Origin of the sequence: Methylophilus glucosoxydans (assembly GCF_042676145.1) — a bacterium.
In the GTDB taxonomy this organism is placed as follows: Bacteria; Pseudomonadota; Gammaproteobacteria; order Burkholderiales; family Methylophilaceae; genus Methylophilus; species Methylophilus glucosoxydans.
This window is the reverse complement of sequence record NZ_JBHTJW010000002.1, coordinates 1,304,088-1,320,230: the sequence shown is the minus strand read 5'-3', so window position 1 is coordinate 1,320,230 and position 16,143 is coordinate 1,304,088. Positions and strand designations below refer to the sequence as shown.

General features: G+C 52.4%; 16 protein-coding genes. 14 read left to right on the top strand and 2 right to left on the bottom strand.

The features are described from left to right. Positions 1–76 precede the first annotated feature (76 nt). The 8 genes from ACFQ1T_RS08980 to ACFQ1T_RS08945 all read left to right on the top strand — a co-directional run bounded on the left by ACFQ1T_RS08980 (position 77) and on the right by ACFQ1T_RS08945 (position 9,818). A complete protein-coding gene (locus tag ACFQ1T_RS08980; protein WP_194747913.1) occupies positions 77–1,552 on the top strand; it encodes a cytochrome ubiquinol oxidase subunit I in 1,476 nt (491 codons plus the stop codon). Beyond that, positions 1,553–2,554, top strand: coding sequence for a cytochrome d ubiquinol oxidase subunit II (cydB, locus tag ACFQ1T_RS08975; protein ID WP_379075823.1), 1,002 nt, complete (start codon positions 1,553–1,555; stop codon positions 2,552–2,554). It begins immediately after the preceding gene. After that, positions 2,538–2,717, top strand: a complete 180-nt coding sequence (locus tag ACFQ1T_RS08970) for a DUF2474 domain-containing protein (protein WP_194747917.1) — start codon at positions 2,538–2,540, stop codon at positions 2,715–2,717. The genes cydB and ACFQ1T_RS08970 overlap by 17 nt, the downstream gene beginning before the upstream one ends. A gap of 323 nt (positions 2,718–3,040) precedes the next feature. Further along, complete coding sequence (locus ACFQ1T_RS08965) at positions 3,041–4,321, top strand: PqiA/YebS family transporter subunit (RefSeq protein WP_379075820.1); 1,281 nt, start codon at positions 3,041–3,043, stop codon at positions 4,319–4,321. Beyond that, positions 4,314–5,972, top strand: coding sequence for an intermembrane transport protein PqiB (gene pqiB / locus ACFQ1T_RS08960; RefSeq protein ID WP_379075817.1), 1,659 nt, complete (start codon positions 4,314–4,316; stop codon positions 5,970–5,972). Before ACFQ1T_RS08965 ends, pqiB begins: the two co-directional genes overlap by 8 nt. Positions 5,973–5,983: 11 nt before the next feature. Next, positions 5,984–6,589: a PqiC family protein gene (locus tag ACFQ1T_RS08955; protein ID WP_379075814.1), complete on the top strand. Its 606-nt coding sequence runs from the start codon at positions 5,984–5,986 to the stop codon at positions 6,587–6,589. Between the two features lie 195 nt (positions 6,590–6,784). Beyond that, complete coding sequence (locus ACFQ1T_RS08950) at positions 6,785–8,353, top strand: GGDEF domain-containing protein (protein ID WP_338654472.1); 1,569 nt, start codon at positions 6,785–6,787, stop codon at positions 8,351–8,353. 247 nt (positions 8,354–8,600) lie between these two features. Continuing rightward, positions 8,601–9,818: a cation:proton antiporter gene (locus tag ACFQ1T_RS08945; RefSeq protein ID WP_379075810.1), complete on the top strand. Its 1,218-nt coding sequence runs from the start codon at positions 8,601–8,603 to the stop codon at positions 9,816–9,818. Here the strand turns inward: ACFQ1T_RS08945 and ACFQ1T_RS08940 are convergent, their stop codons facing one another. Both ACFQ1T_RS08940 and ACFQ1T_RS08935 read right to left on the bottom strand, forming a co-directional pair. Beyond that, on the bottom strand, positions 9,819–10,838 hold the full coding sequence (locus ACFQ1T_RS08940) for an NAD(P)/FAD-dependent oxidoreductase (RefSeq protein WP_379075807.1): 1,020 nt from the start codon (positions 10,836–10,838) through the stop codon (positions 9,819–9,821). Next, positions 10,814–10,996, bottom strand: coding sequence for a TIGR02450 family Trp-rich protein (locus tag ACFQ1T_RS08935; RefSeq protein WP_313988036.1), 183 nt, complete (start codon positions 10,994–10,996; stop codon positions 10,814–10,816). Before ACFQ1T_RS08935 ends, ACFQ1T_RS08940 begins: the two co-directional genes overlap by 25 nt. Before the next feature lie 236 nt (positions 10,997–11,232). On the opposite strand from ACFQ1T_RS08935, the gene ACFQ1T_RS08930 reads away from it, so the two are divergent. The 6 genes from ACFQ1T_RS08930 (at position 11,233) to ACFQ1T_RS08905 (ending at position 15,967) form a co-directional block, all read left to right on the top strand. Next, positions 11,233–11,934, top strand: a complete 702-nt coding sequence (locus tag ACFQ1T_RS08930) for a PEP-CTERM sorting domain-containing protein (RefSeq protein ID WP_379075804.1) — start codon at positions 11,233–11,235, stop codon at positions 11,932–11,934. A gap of 181 nt (positions 11,935–12,115) precedes the next feature. Next, on the top strand, positions 12,116–12,571 hold the full coding sequence (locus ACFQ1T_RS08925; protein ID WP_379075800.1) for a helix-turn-helix domain-containing protein: 456 nt from the start codon (positions 12,116–12,118) through the stop codon (positions 12,569–12,571). Between the two features lie 4 nt (positions 12,572–12,575). Beyond that, complete coding sequence (locus ACFQ1T_RS08920; RefSeq protein ID WP_379075797.1) at positions 12,576–13,142, top strand: PIN domain-containing protein; 567 nt, start codon at positions 12,576–12,578, stop codon at positions 13,140–13,142. 83 nt (positions 13,143–13,225) lie between these two features. Beyond that, positions 13,226–14,215 (top strand): FRG domain-containing protein, encoded by a 990-nt coding sequence (locus ACFQ1T_RS08915; protein ID WP_379075794.1) that lies wholly within the window; start codon positions 13,226–13,228, stop codon positions 14,213–14,215. A 122-nt stretch (positions 14,216–14,337) separates the two neighbouring features. After that, positions 14,338–15,375: a CobW family GTP-binding protein gene (locus ACFQ1T_RS08910; protein WP_379075791.1), complete on the top strand. Its 1,038-nt coding sequence runs from the start codon at positions 14,338–14,340 to the stop codon at positions 15,373–15,375. A 67-nt stretch (positions 15,376–15,442) separates the two neighbouring features. Further along, a complete protein-coding gene (locus ACFQ1T_RS08905; protein WP_194747933.1) occupies positions 15,443–15,967 on the top strand; it encodes a TIGR00645 family protein in 525 nt (174 codons plus the stop codon). Positions 15,968–16,143 lie beyond the last annotated feature (176 nt).

Genomic DNA, 16,143 nt, shown 5'->3' with positions numbered 1-16,143 from the left:
CTATATTGTTGATTTCCGCAACAGCAGGCGATATCCCTCTCCGGCGGCGGGAAGGTAAGGTGGTAGAAAGATCAATATGTCTGATTTGGCACTGACGCTGGCGCGTATCCAGTTTGGTTTTACGATTTCGTTTCACATCATCTTCCCGGCCATCACCATAGGTTTGGCCAGTTACCTGGCAGTCCTCGAAGCACGCTGGCTCATGACCAAACAAAGCGTGTATCTGGATCTCTACCACTTCTGGATTAAAGTGTTCTCGCTATGTTTTGGCATGGGCGTGGTATCTGGCCTGGTGATGGCCTACCAGTTTGGCACTAACTGGGCTGGCTTCTCCAATGTCGCCGGCGGCGTGACCGGTCCTTTACTGGCTTATGAAGTGCTTACCGCCTTCTTCCTTGAGGCGGGTTTTCTCGGCGTGATGCTGTTTGGCTGGAACAAGGTCGGGCCAGGCCTGCACTTTCTGTCAACCTTGATGGTCGCGGTTGGCACCTTGATCTCTGCCACCTGGATTCTGGCTTCGAATAGCTGGATGCAAACGCCACAGGGCTTTGAGTTAATCGCCGGTAAAGTAGTGCCGGTGGACTGGTGGCAGATCATATTCAATCCCTCATTCCCTTACCGGCTCATGCACATGGTCATCGGTGCCTATCTGGCCACAGCCTTGCTGGTGGTGGCGACAGCTGCCTGGCACTTGCTCAAGCAGCGGGATCACGCCAGCATCCGTAAAATGTTGTCCATGGGGTTATGGCTGATTCTGCTGATTGCGCCCTTGCAAGCATTTATTGGCGATATGCATGGCTTGAATACCCTCAAATACCAACCCGCCAAAATCGCCGCGATTGAAGCGCACTGGGAGAACAAAGGCAATGAACCGACGCCGCTGATTCTGTTTGCCTGGCCAGACATGCAACAGGAAAAGAATCATTTTGTCCTCGAAATCCCGGTGCTTGGCAGCCTGATTTTGCGTCACTCATTGACCGAGCAGATTCCTGCACTCAAGCAATTCGCCCCTCAAGATCGGCCCAATGCCACCATTATTTTCTGGACCTTCCGCGTGATGGTGGCGCTGGGCTTGCTCATGATCTTGCTGGCATTCTCCTCCGTGTGGCTACGCTTGAAACAACAACTGTATCAACAGCCGCTGTTCCTCAAGTTTGCAGTGGCCATGGGGCCCGCAGGCATTATTGCCATCCTGGCAGGCTGGTTCACCACCGAAATCGGCCGCCAGCCCTGGGTAGTGTATGGCGTGTTGCGTACTGCAGAGGCGGTGACGCCGCACCCTGCCAGCGAGGTGGCACTGACCTTGGGCCTGTTTGTCATCATTTACCTGTTAGTGTTTGGCATGGGCACGCGCTTCATGCTCCGGCTGCTCAAAGCAGGCCCTAGTACCGGGGAGGCACTGCACGGCGACGCCATTTCACCGCAGCTTGACCACGCCACTGCATTTACGCTGGCCCCTGAGTTTCACCCGGAGACGAAGACACCCGCTTCGGCGCAGTCAGCAAAGCACCAGGCTGGCACTCAGGCTGACGATCAATCAAAGGATCAATAAATGGACTTGTCTCTGATATGGGCTGCGATCATTCTGTTTGGCATCATGATGTACATCATCATGGATGGCTTTGATCTTGGTATAGGCATTCTTTATCCCTTTTTTAAAGACAAAAGCGACCGTGACCTCATGATGAACACGGTGGCCCCGGTGTGGGATGGTAATGAAACCTGGCTGGTGTTGGGCGGCGCCGGCTTGCTCGCCGCCTTCCCCTTAGCCTATTCAGTGATTTTGAGTGCGTTTGCGCTGCCTTTGCTGCTGATGCTGATGGCACTGATCTTTAGAGGCGTAGCGTTTGAATTCAGGTTTCGCGCCAAGGACAGCGAAAGGCACTTCTGGGACAAGGCATTTACCGGCGGATCGGTTGCGGCGACCTTCTTTCAGGGCATGACGCTAGGCGCTTACCTGCAAGGAATCCCCATGTCAAACCAGGCCTATGCGGGTGGCTCACTGGACTGGATTTCACCGTTTTCGCTGTTTACCGGCCTTGGGCTGCTGGTCACCTATGCCCTGCTCGGCAGCACCTGGCTGATCATGAAAACCGATGGCGCGCTACAGGCCAGCTGTTACCGCCTGTCAAAACACATCGCCACCGCCTTGTTTGCCATCATTTTCATCATCAGCGTGTGGACGCCATGGATGGATAGCCGCATTGCTGAGCGATGGTTCAGCATGCCGAATCTGTTATGGCTGTCGCCCGTGCCGTTGCTGGTAGGGTTGTGTTTTTACCGCTTGCAGCGTGCGCTGAGCCAGCAAGCTGAAACCCGCCCATTCCTTTACACACTGGCACTGGTTCTGCTGGGCTATGCCGGGCTGGGCATCAGCATCTGGCCTAACATCATTCCGCCCGACTTGCCGATACAAGCTGCCGCAGCGCCGCATATCAGCCAGATGTTTGCATTGATAGGCGCACTGGTGATCATCCCGATTATTTTAATTTACACCGCCTGGGGCTACTATATATTCAGGGGCAAGGTGAATAGAGATGAGCACTACCATTAAGCACACAACAGGGACAAAGTCTGTTCAGGCAGACACCCCACGCCCCAACTGGCGCAAGCGTGTAGGCTGGCTATGCCTGATCTGGCTCGCCAGCATTGCGGCATTGGGCGTAGTCAGTTTATTGCTGCGCTTTTGCATGCGCCTGGCAGGCCTGCATACTTAAGAATCTCATCAAAACAGGCGCGCCTCCTCTGCTGAATACGTCGGCTTGCGCACACCCGGCAGCGCATCGCTCAGAAAATCCTTCTTGCCCCATCCCTACTCCTTTCACCATGGCAAAAAGGATGAGACAACAGGGATTTCAAAGCGCGTATGCGGTGACAAATTGTGTGCATCAAACCGCCCTTAGAGACAATTCCTGTCATCAGTCCCTCTTATGAGTGTCTAGGGCACGGAATTTTTCTTGCCTGATCAAATCCAATCCCATTACTATGCTTGTATCCAGCCTGTTGAAAAACTGACAATCCGCTGCCTGCAACCCCCTGTATGACGACCCAGCAACCGACAAAATGGCGACGCTTGCGTGCCTGCCCAGCCTGTGACATGGTCAGTGCCATTCCGGTACTGCGGCCGGGTCAGCACGCCAGTTGCCCGCGCTGTGGTCATGTGCTGGCACGCCGCTACCTGCATCCGGTGCAACGCAGCATTGCGCTGGCGGCAAGCGCGCTCATCACGCTGTTGATTGCGGTGGCGTTCCCGTTTATCCGTGTCGATGCCGGCGGGCTGGATAACCAGATCGCGCTGTCGCAAACTGCCTCCACCTTGTTGCAATCGCATCAACCCATTGTGGCCTTTATTGTAGCGTGCACGGCAATTGTGCTGCCCGGCTTGTACCTGACCGGGGTGATTGCCATGCAGGCCAATGTATTACGCACGGTACCCAAAGCCTACAGCGATGTGATTGCGCGCCTGTTTTCACAACTGCACCCATGGATGATGGCGGATGTTTTTATCGTCGCCGCGCTGATCAGCCTGGTGAAGCTGACCGGCATGGCCGATGTGCATCTGGGCGCCTCGTTCTGGGCGTATTGCGTGTTTGCGCTACTCTTGCTGATGACGACACGCTCGGTGGATATAGACTGGCTGTGGTACCGGCTGGCAGGCGAACCGGAAACCCCGGAAGATATCCGTTGCGGCATCACCGCCGCCGAGCAGCATGTCACCGGCTGCCCGACTTGTGGGCTGATCAACCACCTGGCTAGTCATCCTGATAACGAAGGCCATCATGCCAGCTGTATCCGTTGTGGCACGCTCTTGCATGCGCGCAAGCCGCACAGCCTGCAGTTCACCTGGGCGCTGTTGCTCACCGCCATCATTTTATATATCCCGGCCAATGCCTACCCGATGATGATTACCACCGCGCTGGGGCAAAGCCATGCAGCCACCATTATCGGCGGCATGATGGAGCTCTGGCAGCATGGCTCGCAACCGATTGCGGTCGTGATTTTTGTCGCCAGTGTACTGGTGCCCATCCTCAAAATGCTGGTGTTAATCCTGTTATCGTGGCTGGTCAAACACCCGGGGCCACTCAATGCCCTGCAAAAAACACGGCTCTATCATCTAACCGAGTTTGTCGGCCGCTGGTCCATGGTGGATGTGTTTGTGGTCGCCATCATGGTGGCACTGATCCAGTCCGGCAACCTGATGTCGGTGTTGCCCGGCCCCGCCGCGCTGGCCTTTTGCGCCGTGGTGATTACCACCATGCTGGCCGCAATGGCGTTTGATCCGCGCCTGTTATGGGATACTCAAGGAAAACAATATGACTGATACGTCTGATGACAATTTATTGGCCCGGGTAGGCAAGCAGGCCCGAGTTTCACCGATCTGGATCGTACCCATTGTTGCGTTGCTGATAGGCTGCTGGCTCATCTATGACAACTATACGCGTGCTGGCAAGCAAATCACGCTCTCAATGTCCAACGCCGAAGGCATAGAAGCCGGCAAAACCAAAATCAAGGTACATAGCGTCGATATCGGTCTGGTCGAGCAAGTCAAACTGTCCGAAGACCTTGGGCACATCCAGGTCATCGCCCGCATCGCGCCAGATGCGCAACCGCTGCTGGTCAAAGATACGCAATTATGGGTAGTCAAACCCCGGATCGGCCTTGAGGGCATCAGCGGCCTCAATACCGTGATCTCAGGCGCCTACATCCAGTTGCAACCGGGCAAGGGTCATGAAGAAACAGACGAATTTACCGTGCTCGACCAGCCCCCCATTTCATTGAATGGCGCCGGCGGCGTACATATTAATTTGATCGGCACCGTCGGCAACGCCTTGCGCATTGGTGACCCGGTCACCTATCAGGGCCTGCGCGTGGGCCGGGTGGCGAGCGCCACCTTTGACCCCAAGCAACGCAAAATGCAGCATGAGTTGTTTATCGAGCAGCCCTACGACGTGTTGATCACTGAAAACACGCGCTTCTGGACCACCGTTGGCATAGACCTCAAGTTGGATTCCGAAGGCTTCAAGGCCAGCATCCCCACCGTGGAGTCGCTGATTGCAGGCGGGGTTAGCTTTGGCCATGCCGACAACCGGCCCATGGGTAAACCGGTGCCGTCCGAAACCACCTTTGAGCTGTATGCCAATGAAGAAGCTGCCCGCCAGCAAACCTACGACCAATATCTGGAATATGTGCTTCTGGTGGATGATACGGTGCGCGGACTCTCCAGTGGCGCGCCGGTCGAGTTCCGCGGCTTGCGCGTAGGCACGGTGATGCAAGTGCCGTGGAAATTCAACTCGCCCGCACGCAAACAGGACTTTAACTATGCGATTCCGGTGCTGATTCATCTCGAACCTGGCCGTCTGGCAGACAGTGGCAAGGCGGACCTCAACGAGTGGAAATCGCGCCTCGGCATTATGCTCAAAAACGGCCTACATGCCACGCTCAAATCTGGCAACCTGCTGACAGGCTCATTGTTTGTCGACTTGAACATGGACAAGCACGCACGCAAAGTCAACTACAAAGCCAAAACCTTTGAAGGCTTGCCAGTATTGCCCACAAGCGCGACCAGCCTGGCACAGATCGAAGAGAAACTGTCTGATCTGCTGGATAAACTGAATAAGCTCAATGTCGAGCCAGTATTAAGCGGCCTCGATAAAAACCTGCAACAATCCGAGCAAACCTTGCGGGAGATTCGTGCGCTGAGCCAGCAAGTGAACCAGTTTGTGGCACAACCAGAGTTCCAGCAAATGCCGGCCAACCTGAACCAGACCATGCAAGAGTTGCGCACCACCATCAAAGGCCTGTCGCCCGACTCACCGGCTTACCAGGAGCTGAGCAGCACCCTGCAACGGCTGGAAAAGGTCTTGCGCGAAGTCCAGCCGCTGGTGCGTACGCTGAATGAGCAGCCCAATGCCATCCTGTTTGACCGCAAACCCGGTAACGACCCGCTGCCACTGGCACCGGCAACTCCATAAGGACAGTTTTCATGCATATGCCTTTTTCTTTCTTGCGTACGACAATTTGCCTGCTCTGCAGCCTGTCGCTGACCGCTTGTCTGGGCAACCGCCCGCCGGTCAATACCCAGCGCTACAGCCTGCCAGAAGTCAGTCTGCCAAATACCACCACACCCCCTACGCGCATCCTTATTCTGGGCAATCTGGTGCTGGCCGATGCGCTGGACAGCGACCGTATTCTGATCCAGCTCGATGACATTACCATTCAGCCCGCGCGTGACCATTTATGGAGCGCTTCGCTGTCTGAAGAATTACGGCAAGGCCTGCGCAGCCGGCTCGCCCAACGCCTGCCTGACACCCTGGTCACCGATGCCTTGCCCGGCACCAAGCTGCAAGCCAGCCGCTTGCAATTGCGCATAGATCAGTTTCAAGGACATATGCGTGGCGAAGCGATCATGAGCGGCCAATGGCAATGGCTGTCCGCCGATCAACGCCCGCTCAAAATCCAGCCGTTTCAATTTACCACCCCGCTCACAGAAAACGGTTACCCGGCACTGGTCCGCGCACTGGGGCAAGACTTGGACAAATTATCTGACCAGATCGCCAGCCAGATCAAAGCAATGCCAAGCCAACCCTGAAACATGATTTAGTACACCACCCCCTTTCACTCAAACAGCGTCCCAGACAAGGGCGCTGTTTGGCCTATAACGCATCACCCGCAACCACACCTTCGTTAGTAATTCTTTGCGTTTCTTAATCCATTTCCCCACAAGAGAGACAGGAACTTTTCAGGTAAACTGACTTGTTAGATTTACTCTTGATGGATAACAGTCTTGCAACGCTTTCTCCTCTGTGCCCTGATGCTGCTCTTGACCTGGCTGCCCACGCAAGCCCAGGCTGACGCGCAATTGTCGGGCACAACCTGCATGAGCAGCGAGGGCGAAATCGTAGGTAATATTCCGCTGCAAGGCGGCCGCTTTGTGTGTCAGGGCGTGCTCAAGATCACGCAGGCCGGTCAGTATGTGATTGACTTTAAAAACACCTCTACCCTGGCCCAGTTCCAGCACGAAATTTCTGATGGTCACCACACCATGCATGTGCTGTCAGGCGGACTCAGTAGCGAGCATACCGACCAGCTTCTGCTCAGGCATGGCCGCCTCGTAGCACTGCAGCCGGGGACCTACCGGCTCATTACCTGGCTGCAATCCCCTTATTATCTGGCGCAACCAGAAGTGTTTGTGACTGACCTCGCCAGCCACCAGCAACAAACCAATGTCAGCACTGCCGTGAGCCTGTTGCTGCTCGGCATTTTGCTGGGGATTTTCAGTTACTACATGGCCATCGGCATCATGCCCGGCCACGTCACCGAGCGCATGTATGCCTTGTTTATTCTGGGCAACCTGATTTTTCAAAGCGCGGTGCTCGGCCTGTTCAAGCAATTGTTTGACTGGCACTGGTTCTACCTGACCAGCCTGCCTATCCTGTTTTCTAATCTCGCTTATATCAGCTTTGTCTGTCATTTACTCGGCATCAGCCCGTTTCGCCATAGCCGGCTTTATCAGGTTTCGATTGCGGCCAGGCTGACGCTACTGGGGCTCATGGTGTTCGCCATGATCTACCCCAACTGGATGCTGGAAATGGACAGGCTAGGCGTGGCCATTTTTCTGGTCTTTGGCCTGGTGTGTGGCATCCGTTTGAGCTTGCAAGGTCAGCGCGTGGCGCAGTTATACCTGCTGGCCATTTCCATTTTTGGCGTGCTAGGTGGTTTGACGATTACCGCAGATCGCCTCAGCTCAAACGCCTGGACCGTAGAGCAACTCGGCCTCATCGCAGTGACCGTGGAAGCCGTCGCGCTGTCACTGCTGGTGGCATACCAGATCAACCGTCTGCACAAAGAAAAAGAACACATGCTGGCCGAGCTCGAATCCACGCGCTCGCTGGCCATGACAGACCGCCTGACTGGCGTGCCCAACCGACATGCGTTAGAGAATCAAATGCTGCATTTCCCCGAGCATGGTTGCCTGATGTTCCTCGATATCGACAACCTCAAGCATGTCAACGACCAATATGGCCACGAGGCCGGGGATCAACTGCTCAAGAGTTTTAGCCGCATCCTGACGAACAAGCTGGATACGCATGGCAAGCTTTACCGCCTGGGGGGCGATGAATTTGCCATCGTCTGCCATGAGGATGATGTGGAATGGTGCCAGCACCAGTTGGAATACACGCACTTGCACCTGCAAAAAGAAGGCATCGTTGGCGCGGGCACCAGCGTAGGCATCGTGTTTGCCCACGAAGCCACAGACACCGAATCGCTGATGCGCATCGCTGACAAACGCATGTATGCCGATAAGCGCGCACGCAAAAATCGCAAAGAAATGGTACAGGTCTTTACGCACTAAGCCTGCGCAACAAAGCGCCGTTGGTTTTTTGCGACGTCATTGACACAGATGCAGCCCTGAACGCCAATGCGCGCCCTGATACATGCCATCCGCGCCTAAATCCGTTACACTCTATTCTGCACGCGCGCTATGCTAAGCCTGCACCGTCCGTGACTTTAATCTTGATGGTTAAAACCAAAAGAAGTCCTCGCGCAACGACCCCATTGATCTTGCCTTATGGCGCGCTGCCCAACCATAAGAGAAACCAATGCCATTACTGACATCGCTACTGATTCTGATCGTCACCGCCCGCCTGCTCGGGCAAGTGTTCAGTCGCTTTAGCCAACCCGCTATTATTGGCGAAATGTTAGCCGGGGTATTGCTTGGGCCCAGCCTGCTCAACCTGATCACGCCCAGCCCAGCGCTGTCTGGCATCTCTGAGTTTGCCGTGTTCTTAATCGTGCTGTCGGCCGGGCTGGAGATGAACTTCAAGGAGGTCATAGATTCCATGCGCGGCAAAGGTGCAGTCATTGCGCTGCTGGGCTTTTTATTGCCACTCACAGGCGGCATTCTGGTCGGGGTCGGCTTTGGTCTGGATGTCAGCCGTACAGTGTTTCTGGGCCTGTGTGTCTCGATTACAGCGCTACCGGTCACCGTCAGCATTCTGCAAAGCTTCAAACTGCTGGACTCCACCATCGCACGCTATTCAGTCGCCACGGCGATCTTTAACGATATCGCCGCGCTGCTGGTGTTAGGGGTGATTCTCAACTTGCCCGAACAAAAATCCTATCAGGCCGTGGCCGCTGCCACGTTTAACGCGAGCTGGAAGCTGATTTTGCTCATGACGCTGATTGTCAGCATTAGTGTGCTGATCAAGCAGGTCATTCAAAGAGGCATTCTTATCGACCAACTGTCAGAAAAGCTGGTCACCATCATCGGCAACGAGGCCCTGTTCGGCTTGCTGCTCCTATTGGTACTCGTATTTGGTTCAGTCAGTGCCGCGCTCGGGTTTCACTTTATCATCGGCGCCTTCTTTGGTGCCCTGCTCATAGACCGCACCTTTTTTTCACCCGAACGCTACAAAGAACTAGAGCTCACCTTAAGCTCCATCACCGGTGGCTTTCTAGCCCCGGTATTTTTTGCCTATCTCGGGCTGGAATTCAAAATCCAGGTCATAGATTCAGTCTGGTTTGTCGCTGTGGTGCTGGTGGTGTCGATAGTGACTAAAATCCTGGCCGGCTGGCTAGGGGGTCGCCTCATAGGCCTGAGCAAAAGCGATGCACTGGGCATCGGCTTTATCCTCAACGGCCGCGGCGTGATGGAGCTGGTCATCGCCAGCATCGCCTACGAACGCGGCTTTATCGGGCAGGACTTGTTCTCAGTGCTAGTGTTGATGGGCGTAGTGACAACAATGATCACGCCGCTCATGTTCCGCAAATGGGTGATGCCAAAACTCCCCAAGACAACGAATACAAGTAATCCTTAATCAATAACAAGGCTCGCAGGTTTTTATCATCGCCTGCGCGAGCTGGTAGCCGCTCATCCATGCGCCTTCTACCTTGCCGCCATTGAGCCAGTCGCCACACATACCTAGTTGCTGGGCGGCATCCCAGGCAAAGCCCTGGTGCAGATAATTGGCACAATCCGCATAGCGCCAGCGGTGCACACTGTGTTCCATGGGCGCTTCACCGCCCAAGGCCTGGAATGCCGCCAGCAACGCCAGCGCAACCTCCTCTGGTGCACGCTCAATATTGGCCTCGGACCATTCAGCGCTGGCATGCAATACCCAGACCTCCTTGACCGCACTGCCCTCAGGCAAACGCCCCGGCTTGCTACTGTCTCTTGCCACCCAACTCAGCGGGCCCGCATTCACAAACAAGCCATCAAACGGCAAATCGAGCGTATGTGTATAGCGCCCCATCAAGGCCCAGCAGCCACGCATGTTTACACTGGCCGCCAGCGCCTGCATCTCCAGATTAAAGCCTAGCAGCGCCTGTGCCTGCGGTGCCGGAATCGCCAGCACAACCTTATCAAACACCTGCGGATACGCGCCGTGCTCTTTGCTGTGCACGCGCCATTTCCCCTCGGCAAAGGTAATCTGCTGCACCGTCTGCTCCAGCTCCACGGTTAAAGACTGCGCCATCTGCCGCGCCGGGCGCGTATTGCGCGGCACGCCAACATAACGCTGTTTTTCAGACAGCTTGGCGCGTAAACCGGTCTCATTCGCCTCGTAAATGCGCCCTTGCCATTCAGCCACCACGCCCGCCTGCAACCACTTTTGCACCTGTGTCACAAACGGCTGCTGGCTCACCGTAAAATACTGTGCGCCATGGTCACACTGCCAGCCCTCGCCCAATCGCGTAGACACGCGCCCCGAAGGCCCACGGCTCTTTTCAAACACCGTCACCAGATAACCGGCCTGCTGCAACGCCTGGCTGCAAGACAAGCCTGCCATCCCCGCACCAATCACCGCAATATTTTTCACGCCACCCACCCCTGTTTCCACACTGCGCGGTCTTGCAACGCATGCCAGTCAATCACCTGCACGCGCCCAGTCATGACCGCTTCTAACTCAACGGTTTCAATCACTTGCGTCTCCTCGTCACCCATCTTCTCATCGCTTACGATGAGCTTGGTCACCATAAAGTGTTTTTCTTTATTCACGGGCTTTACCGCTGTCCACTTAGAATGTAACAGCTTTTTAGGATTAAGCCGCAATGGTTTTGTTTGCATGATCGTGTGACAACGTAAATCCAACAATTTATCCACTATTTAGAGAGATTTCTAACGCATGCTAACCGTTGCAAGCCCCCCCGAACTCGGGATTGACCAGCCTCACTGACCAGCATAGTCTCAAAAAGATTAAAAATCATTTAAATACCATTTGAGAGGAGTCAGGCATGCATCAAAAAGGCATATTCAAACTACTCTGTCAGGGCTTAGTATTATCTTTATTCACCATCGCTATGCCAGCCAAGGCAGTCGTATACTCGGTATTTGGCAATATTAACTTTGTCGCAAACGGATCAAACGTCAGCCTGCTGACGGGTCAAACCATCCGCGACGCACTCACCAACCAGTATGCCGGGTTTACCGTCGATGTTGATACCACAGTGGCAGACACCAACCCTGCCGTAAATCAAATCGAACTGCGCAACGCAGTGACCTCCACCGCAGTCATCGGCAACACCAGCCTTGCCCTGAGCAACAACCCGTGCCTTACTCTTGACATTGACTGCCGTGTCACCTCAACCAAAGACGGATTTAACGCCAACTTTGATACACAACTCATCAGCAGCCAACTGCACAGCACCGCTGCACTCGGCCTGAATGGAACCCTCAGCTTTTTTATTAATACCAGCGGGCAAGATTTATTCGTGTTTGCACGGCAAAAAGTCATAGACCCATTTGATGGCAATACAACCGTCAATTTCTCGGTGTTTTACAATGAAGGGGGCAGTGGCTTTGGCTCGCAACGTGTGAATTTTCAACTGGCTAACATCACAGCAACACCTGTGCCAGAGCCTGAAACTTATGCCATGCTTGGCTTGGGCCTATTGGTCTGTGCAATGATCAGTCGACGCAAACGGACGCAGCGTTAACCCTCATGTGCTGATAATACCCCCCTTAAAAGGAGTATTCAGCGTGCCAACTCGCCCCATGTTTTTTACATGGGGTTTATTTTTTAAATGGTATCGATAGTGCCCACATTAGGTTGATTGTCTTTTTCGTTTATTTCGTTTAATCTAATACTATATCAAATTTGATTAAGAGACATTCAAAATGAACACACTACAAAATGTGGTGCATTTACCCTCTAAGCCAGAAATTGAAGCCGCCAAGCACTCCAGCCGCATGCTCAGCAAATACGCTGATGCTGACCGTGTGCAACTGACTTTGCGCGCTAACAATGGTGTGGCAGAGGACATTGTATTACCTGGCCAGGTCATGCAGATGTTGCTGGATATCGTCTCTGAAATGGCCAAAGGCAACGCCATCAGCCTAGTGCCAATTCATCATGAACTCAGCACACAAGAAGCAGCCAATCTGCTCAATGTCAGCCGCCCGCATTTAGTCACCCTGCTAGAAAAAGGTGCCCTGCCGCATCGCAAAGTCGGCGCACACAGAAGAGTATTAGCCAGTGATGTGTTGGCTTATAAAGAAGCATTACTTGCCCAACGGAATACAGCATTAGATGGACTTACCGAGCTCTCTCAAGAATTAGGGATGGGATACTAAACAGATGGCACGCTTTGCCGTCTTGTTTGACGCTTGCGTGCTCTACCCAGCGCCACTACGCGATAGTTTAATGCGTCTGGCAAACTGTGATTTATTTAAAGCCTATTGGACAGATGCAATCCACGAAGAGTGGATAAATGCGCTTGTGCGCGATGGAAAGTACCCACGTGAAACCCTTGAGCGCGTGCGCGACCTGATGGATGGCCACGTGCCAGATGCAAAAGTAGAAGGCTATGAATGCTTGATTGAAGGCTTAACGCTGCCTGATCCAGATGACCGCCACGTGCTGGCCGCAGCCATCAAATGCAAAGCCGATGCGATCGTAACCTTTAACCAAAAAGACTTTCCTGCAGAAGACTTAAAAGCTTTTCAGATAGAAATCATTCATCCGGATGATTTTATTTACTACCAGATAGACATGGCACCCGCCATTTGCTGCAAGGCATTTAGAGACCAACGAAACGCGTTGAAAAAGCCACCGATGGCTGTTGAAGAGTTTTTAACCTGCTTGCAAAAACAACAATTACCGCAAACCGTTTCATTGCTTAAGCAGTATTCTGAGTTGATTTAAATACGTGCTCGGCCACTCTGCCCACAATTATTCAAAGGGCTGTAAGTAGGTAATGTTTTTATTTTTTAAAATCGGAATAATTCATGCAAATAGTGCCTGCTACAACACTCCTTGAAATCTCAAAAGACTTTGTTGATCATAGGTCCAGACGAGAACAAAGCTGGTACTGGTACTCGGAAGAGGATCACGGAGGAGCAATCCCATTTGCTGTACAAAGCTTGTATCGTGGGCAAAATAAACGTTACTTGCCAATGTTACCTTCTATTGCCCGGGGAATGATCTCTCAAAACACTGGAGAATTATGGAAATACGCTATTTCTGATCAAGCTAGAATTGTACTTAGACTTGCTCAATCGTGGTGGTTTTCCCGAGAGCTTAATCATCATCCAATTACATCCCATGCGGCTAATCAAAAACTAAAACTTGATCGAATTGCACTTGCACAACATTATGGGATTCCAACTGGATACCTTGATCTTACAGATGACTTCAATGTCAGCGCTTTTTTCGCCACTTGCTATGAAACTAAAAGTGGCTGGCAACCAGTCACTTCAGGAATGGGAGTCATCTATAGAGTAAACCCCTTAGAGATTAGCAATTACTTTCCTTTAGGCCCTCAGGCTTTACCAAGACCAACAGAACAATGTGCTTGGGTTACAGAGCTTCCGTTTTGCCACGCTTTTGATGATTGGCCTAATGTGAGAATGATGAACTTTAATCATGAAAAACATATCGGCGAATACTTTCTTGAGATGTTTTCTGGAGGTGAGAAATTATTTCCGCCTGACCCACTAGCTGACGTTGCTTTGGAAATTCTTGCTTGTCGAGAAATTCCTGGCGATCTTATTGAAAAAGCATTGGAGTCATTCGCAAAAGACCCTCATGGCATTAGGATAGGACATTTAAAAACAATACGTAAAGAACTGACGAAGATAACGACATTAAACAACTATAGAAGATTACTGACGGACGAGAAGGTATCTTCACTTATTTCAGATACTGAATGGCGTTTAAAAATGCTGCAACCTGTCACAGCCAGAGCTCGCACTATTCGTCGAGTACCAATCCAATAGAAGACAATAGTTTTTAAACCTCTTGTGATTTATGGCTACATCACCATATAAGTCGAAACACTTAGTATCACCAACAATCATCCGCGTTAAAATACCGCCACACTCGTTTTATTAGAATTAATATGGATAAACGTATCCCCGTCACGCTGCTCACTGGTTTTTTGGGTAGCGGCAAAACCACCCTGCTCAACAAGCTTCTGCATAACTCCGCGATGAAAGACACCGCAGTCATAATTAACGAACTCGGTGAAGCAGGCTTGGACCAGATTTTTGCCAATAGCCAGATTTCGCAAACCATAGAGAGCGAGCATATTGCCGATAACACGGTGTTGTTGAGTTCTGGCTGTTTGTGCTGCTCGCTCAAAAACGAGCTGGCCGACACCATGCGCGATTTGTTTTTTAAGCGCAGTTTGCAGGCAGTGCCTGAGTTCAATCGCCTGGTGATTGAAACCACGGGCATGGCAGACCCTGGCCCGATTTTAGCCAACCTGATGAATGAGCCTGTGATTGAATCAGTCTATCGTCTGGACGCGGTGGTAGTGACGATTGATGCGGCTTATGGCTTGCAGCAGATTGCCGAGCAGAAAGAAGCACTCAAACAAGCTGCCGTGGCGGATGTGTTGCTGATTACCAAGCGTGACACGGCTACGCCAGAGCAAATTGAGGCCTTGCAGGCCAAGCTGAGCGAGATCAACCCGAATGCGACGCAGCAATTTGTGTTGCATGGCGAGATAGACCCGATGCAGATTATTGATGTAGGCTTATTCGACTTTGCCAGCAAGCAGGCGAGCCCGCAGCGTTGGTTGCGTGCCCCGGCCAGTGGGTTTAGTGCGGCGAAAAAAGGCACCTTGCCCAAAGCGCCTGCGCATGATGGGGTGAGCACGTTTACCGTGTATTTACCCAAGCCGATGGCTTATGCGGATTTTAAAAGTGTGATTTTAAAGCTGTGCCAGACGCATGGTGAAAAGCTGCTGCGCATGAAAGGCATTTTGCATGTGGAAGATGCGCCTGCGCCGCTGGCGATCCACGCCGTGCACTTTACGCCCTACCCGCCCACCTTGCTTGAGGGATGGGATGAAGAGGAGCCGATTAGCCGCGTGGTGATTATTGGCAAGGGGATTGATGAGGAAGCAGTGCGTGAAATGTTGACGCAATTCTAGCGGTTTGTGTTTGAAACCGTTGGGCATTTAAAGAGTTTATTAATCGCTATTTACGTTTGGAGTTTTCATGGCGAAGTTTTTGGAAAAAATTTTAGAGAGTTTGATTTTTAAGAGCCGTTGGCTGATGGCGCCGATGTACCTCGGCCTGGTCGGCGGGCTGGTCATTTTACTGGTGAAATTTGGCCAGGAGTTTATGCATATTGCCGGGCATCTGGGCTCGCTCACCGAGCAAGAAACCGTGCTCTCGCTATTGGCGCTGGTGGATATCACCTTGGTGGGTAACTTGCTGATTATGGTGATTTTTAGCGGCTATGAAAACTTTGTCTCACGCATTGATACGGCTGATAGCGAAGACCGCCCTGAATGGATGGGTAAAGTCGATTACTCCGGCCTGAAACTCAAACTGATTGGCTCGATTGTGGCGATTTCTGCCATAGACCTGCTTAAGGCTTTTGTGCACCAAAGCTCTGGTACCGCCACGTTTAGCACCGAGCAAATGGCTTGGCTGGTGGGCATTCACCTGACCTTTATCATCACCGGCGTTTTGTTTGCCTGGATGGATAAAATTGCCGGGCATGGGGATGACCACTAAGCCCTGCCCGGCTTGACTGAACAGCGTTGCTTGTCTTTAAAAGGCTAAACTACAAAACCCGCTGCGGCGGGTTTTTTGTTGCCTTAGAAACCTATTAAATCTTGCAAAAATAACAGCGTTTAAGGAACCTGTTAGCTATCGCGTTAATCATATTGACAACTTTATTGGGGTGGTTA

Bases quoted from the DNA above. Each gene is read 5' to 3' on its own strand.
- ACFQ1T_RS08915 (WP_379075794.1), top strand. From the start codon at position 13,226: ATGCAAATAGTGCCTGCTACAACACTCCTTGAAATCTCAAAAGACTTT.
- ACFQ1T_RS08955 (WP_379075814.1), top strand. From the start codon at position 5,984: ATGCATATGCCTTTTTCTTTCTTGCGTACGACAATTTGCCTGCTCTGC.
- ACFQ1T_RS08925 (WP_379075800.1), top strand. From the start codon at position 12,116: ATGAACACACTACAAAATGTGGTGCATTTACCCTCTAAGCCAGAAATT.
- ACFQ1T_RS08945 (WP_379075810.1), top strand. From the start codon at position 8,601: ATGCCATTACTGACATCGCTACTGATTCTGATCGTCACCGCCCGCCTG.
- cydB (WP_379075823.1), top strand. From the start codon at position 1,553: ATGGACTTGTCTCTGATATGGGCTGCGATCATTCTGTTTGGCATCATG.
- pqiB (WP_379075817.1), top strand. From the start codon at position 4,314: ATGACTGATACGTCTGATGACAATTTATTGGCCCGGGTAGGCAAGCAG.
- ACFQ1T_RS08965 (WP_379075820.1), top strand. From the start codon at position 3,041: ATGACGACCCAGCAACCGACAAAATGGCGACGCTTGCGTGCCTGCCCA.
- ACFQ1T_RS08920 (WP_379075797.1), top strand. From the start codon at position 12,576: ATGGCACGCTTTGCCGTCTTGTTTGACGCTTGCGTGCTCTACCCAGCG.
- ACFQ1T_RS08980 (WP_194747913.1), top strand. From the start codon at position 77: ATGTCTGATTTGGCACTGACGCTGGCGCGTATCCAGTTTGGTTTTACG.
- ACFQ1T_RS08930 (WP_379075804.1), top strand. From the start codon at position 11,233: ATGCATCAAAAAGGCATATTCAAACTACTCTGTCAGGGCTTAGTATTA.
- ACFQ1T_RS08910 (WP_379075791.1), top strand. From the start codon at position 14,338: ATGGATAAACGTATCCCCGTCACGCTGCTCACTGGTTTTTTGGGTAGC.
- ACFQ1T_RS08905 (WP_194747933.1), top strand. From the start codon at position 15,443: ATGGCGAAGTTTTTGGAAAAAATTTTAGAGAGTTTGATTTTTAAGAGC.
- ACFQ1T_RS08970 (WP_194747917.1), top strand. From the start codon at position 2,538: ATGAGCACTACCATTAAGCACACAACAGGGACAAAGTCTGTTCAGGCA.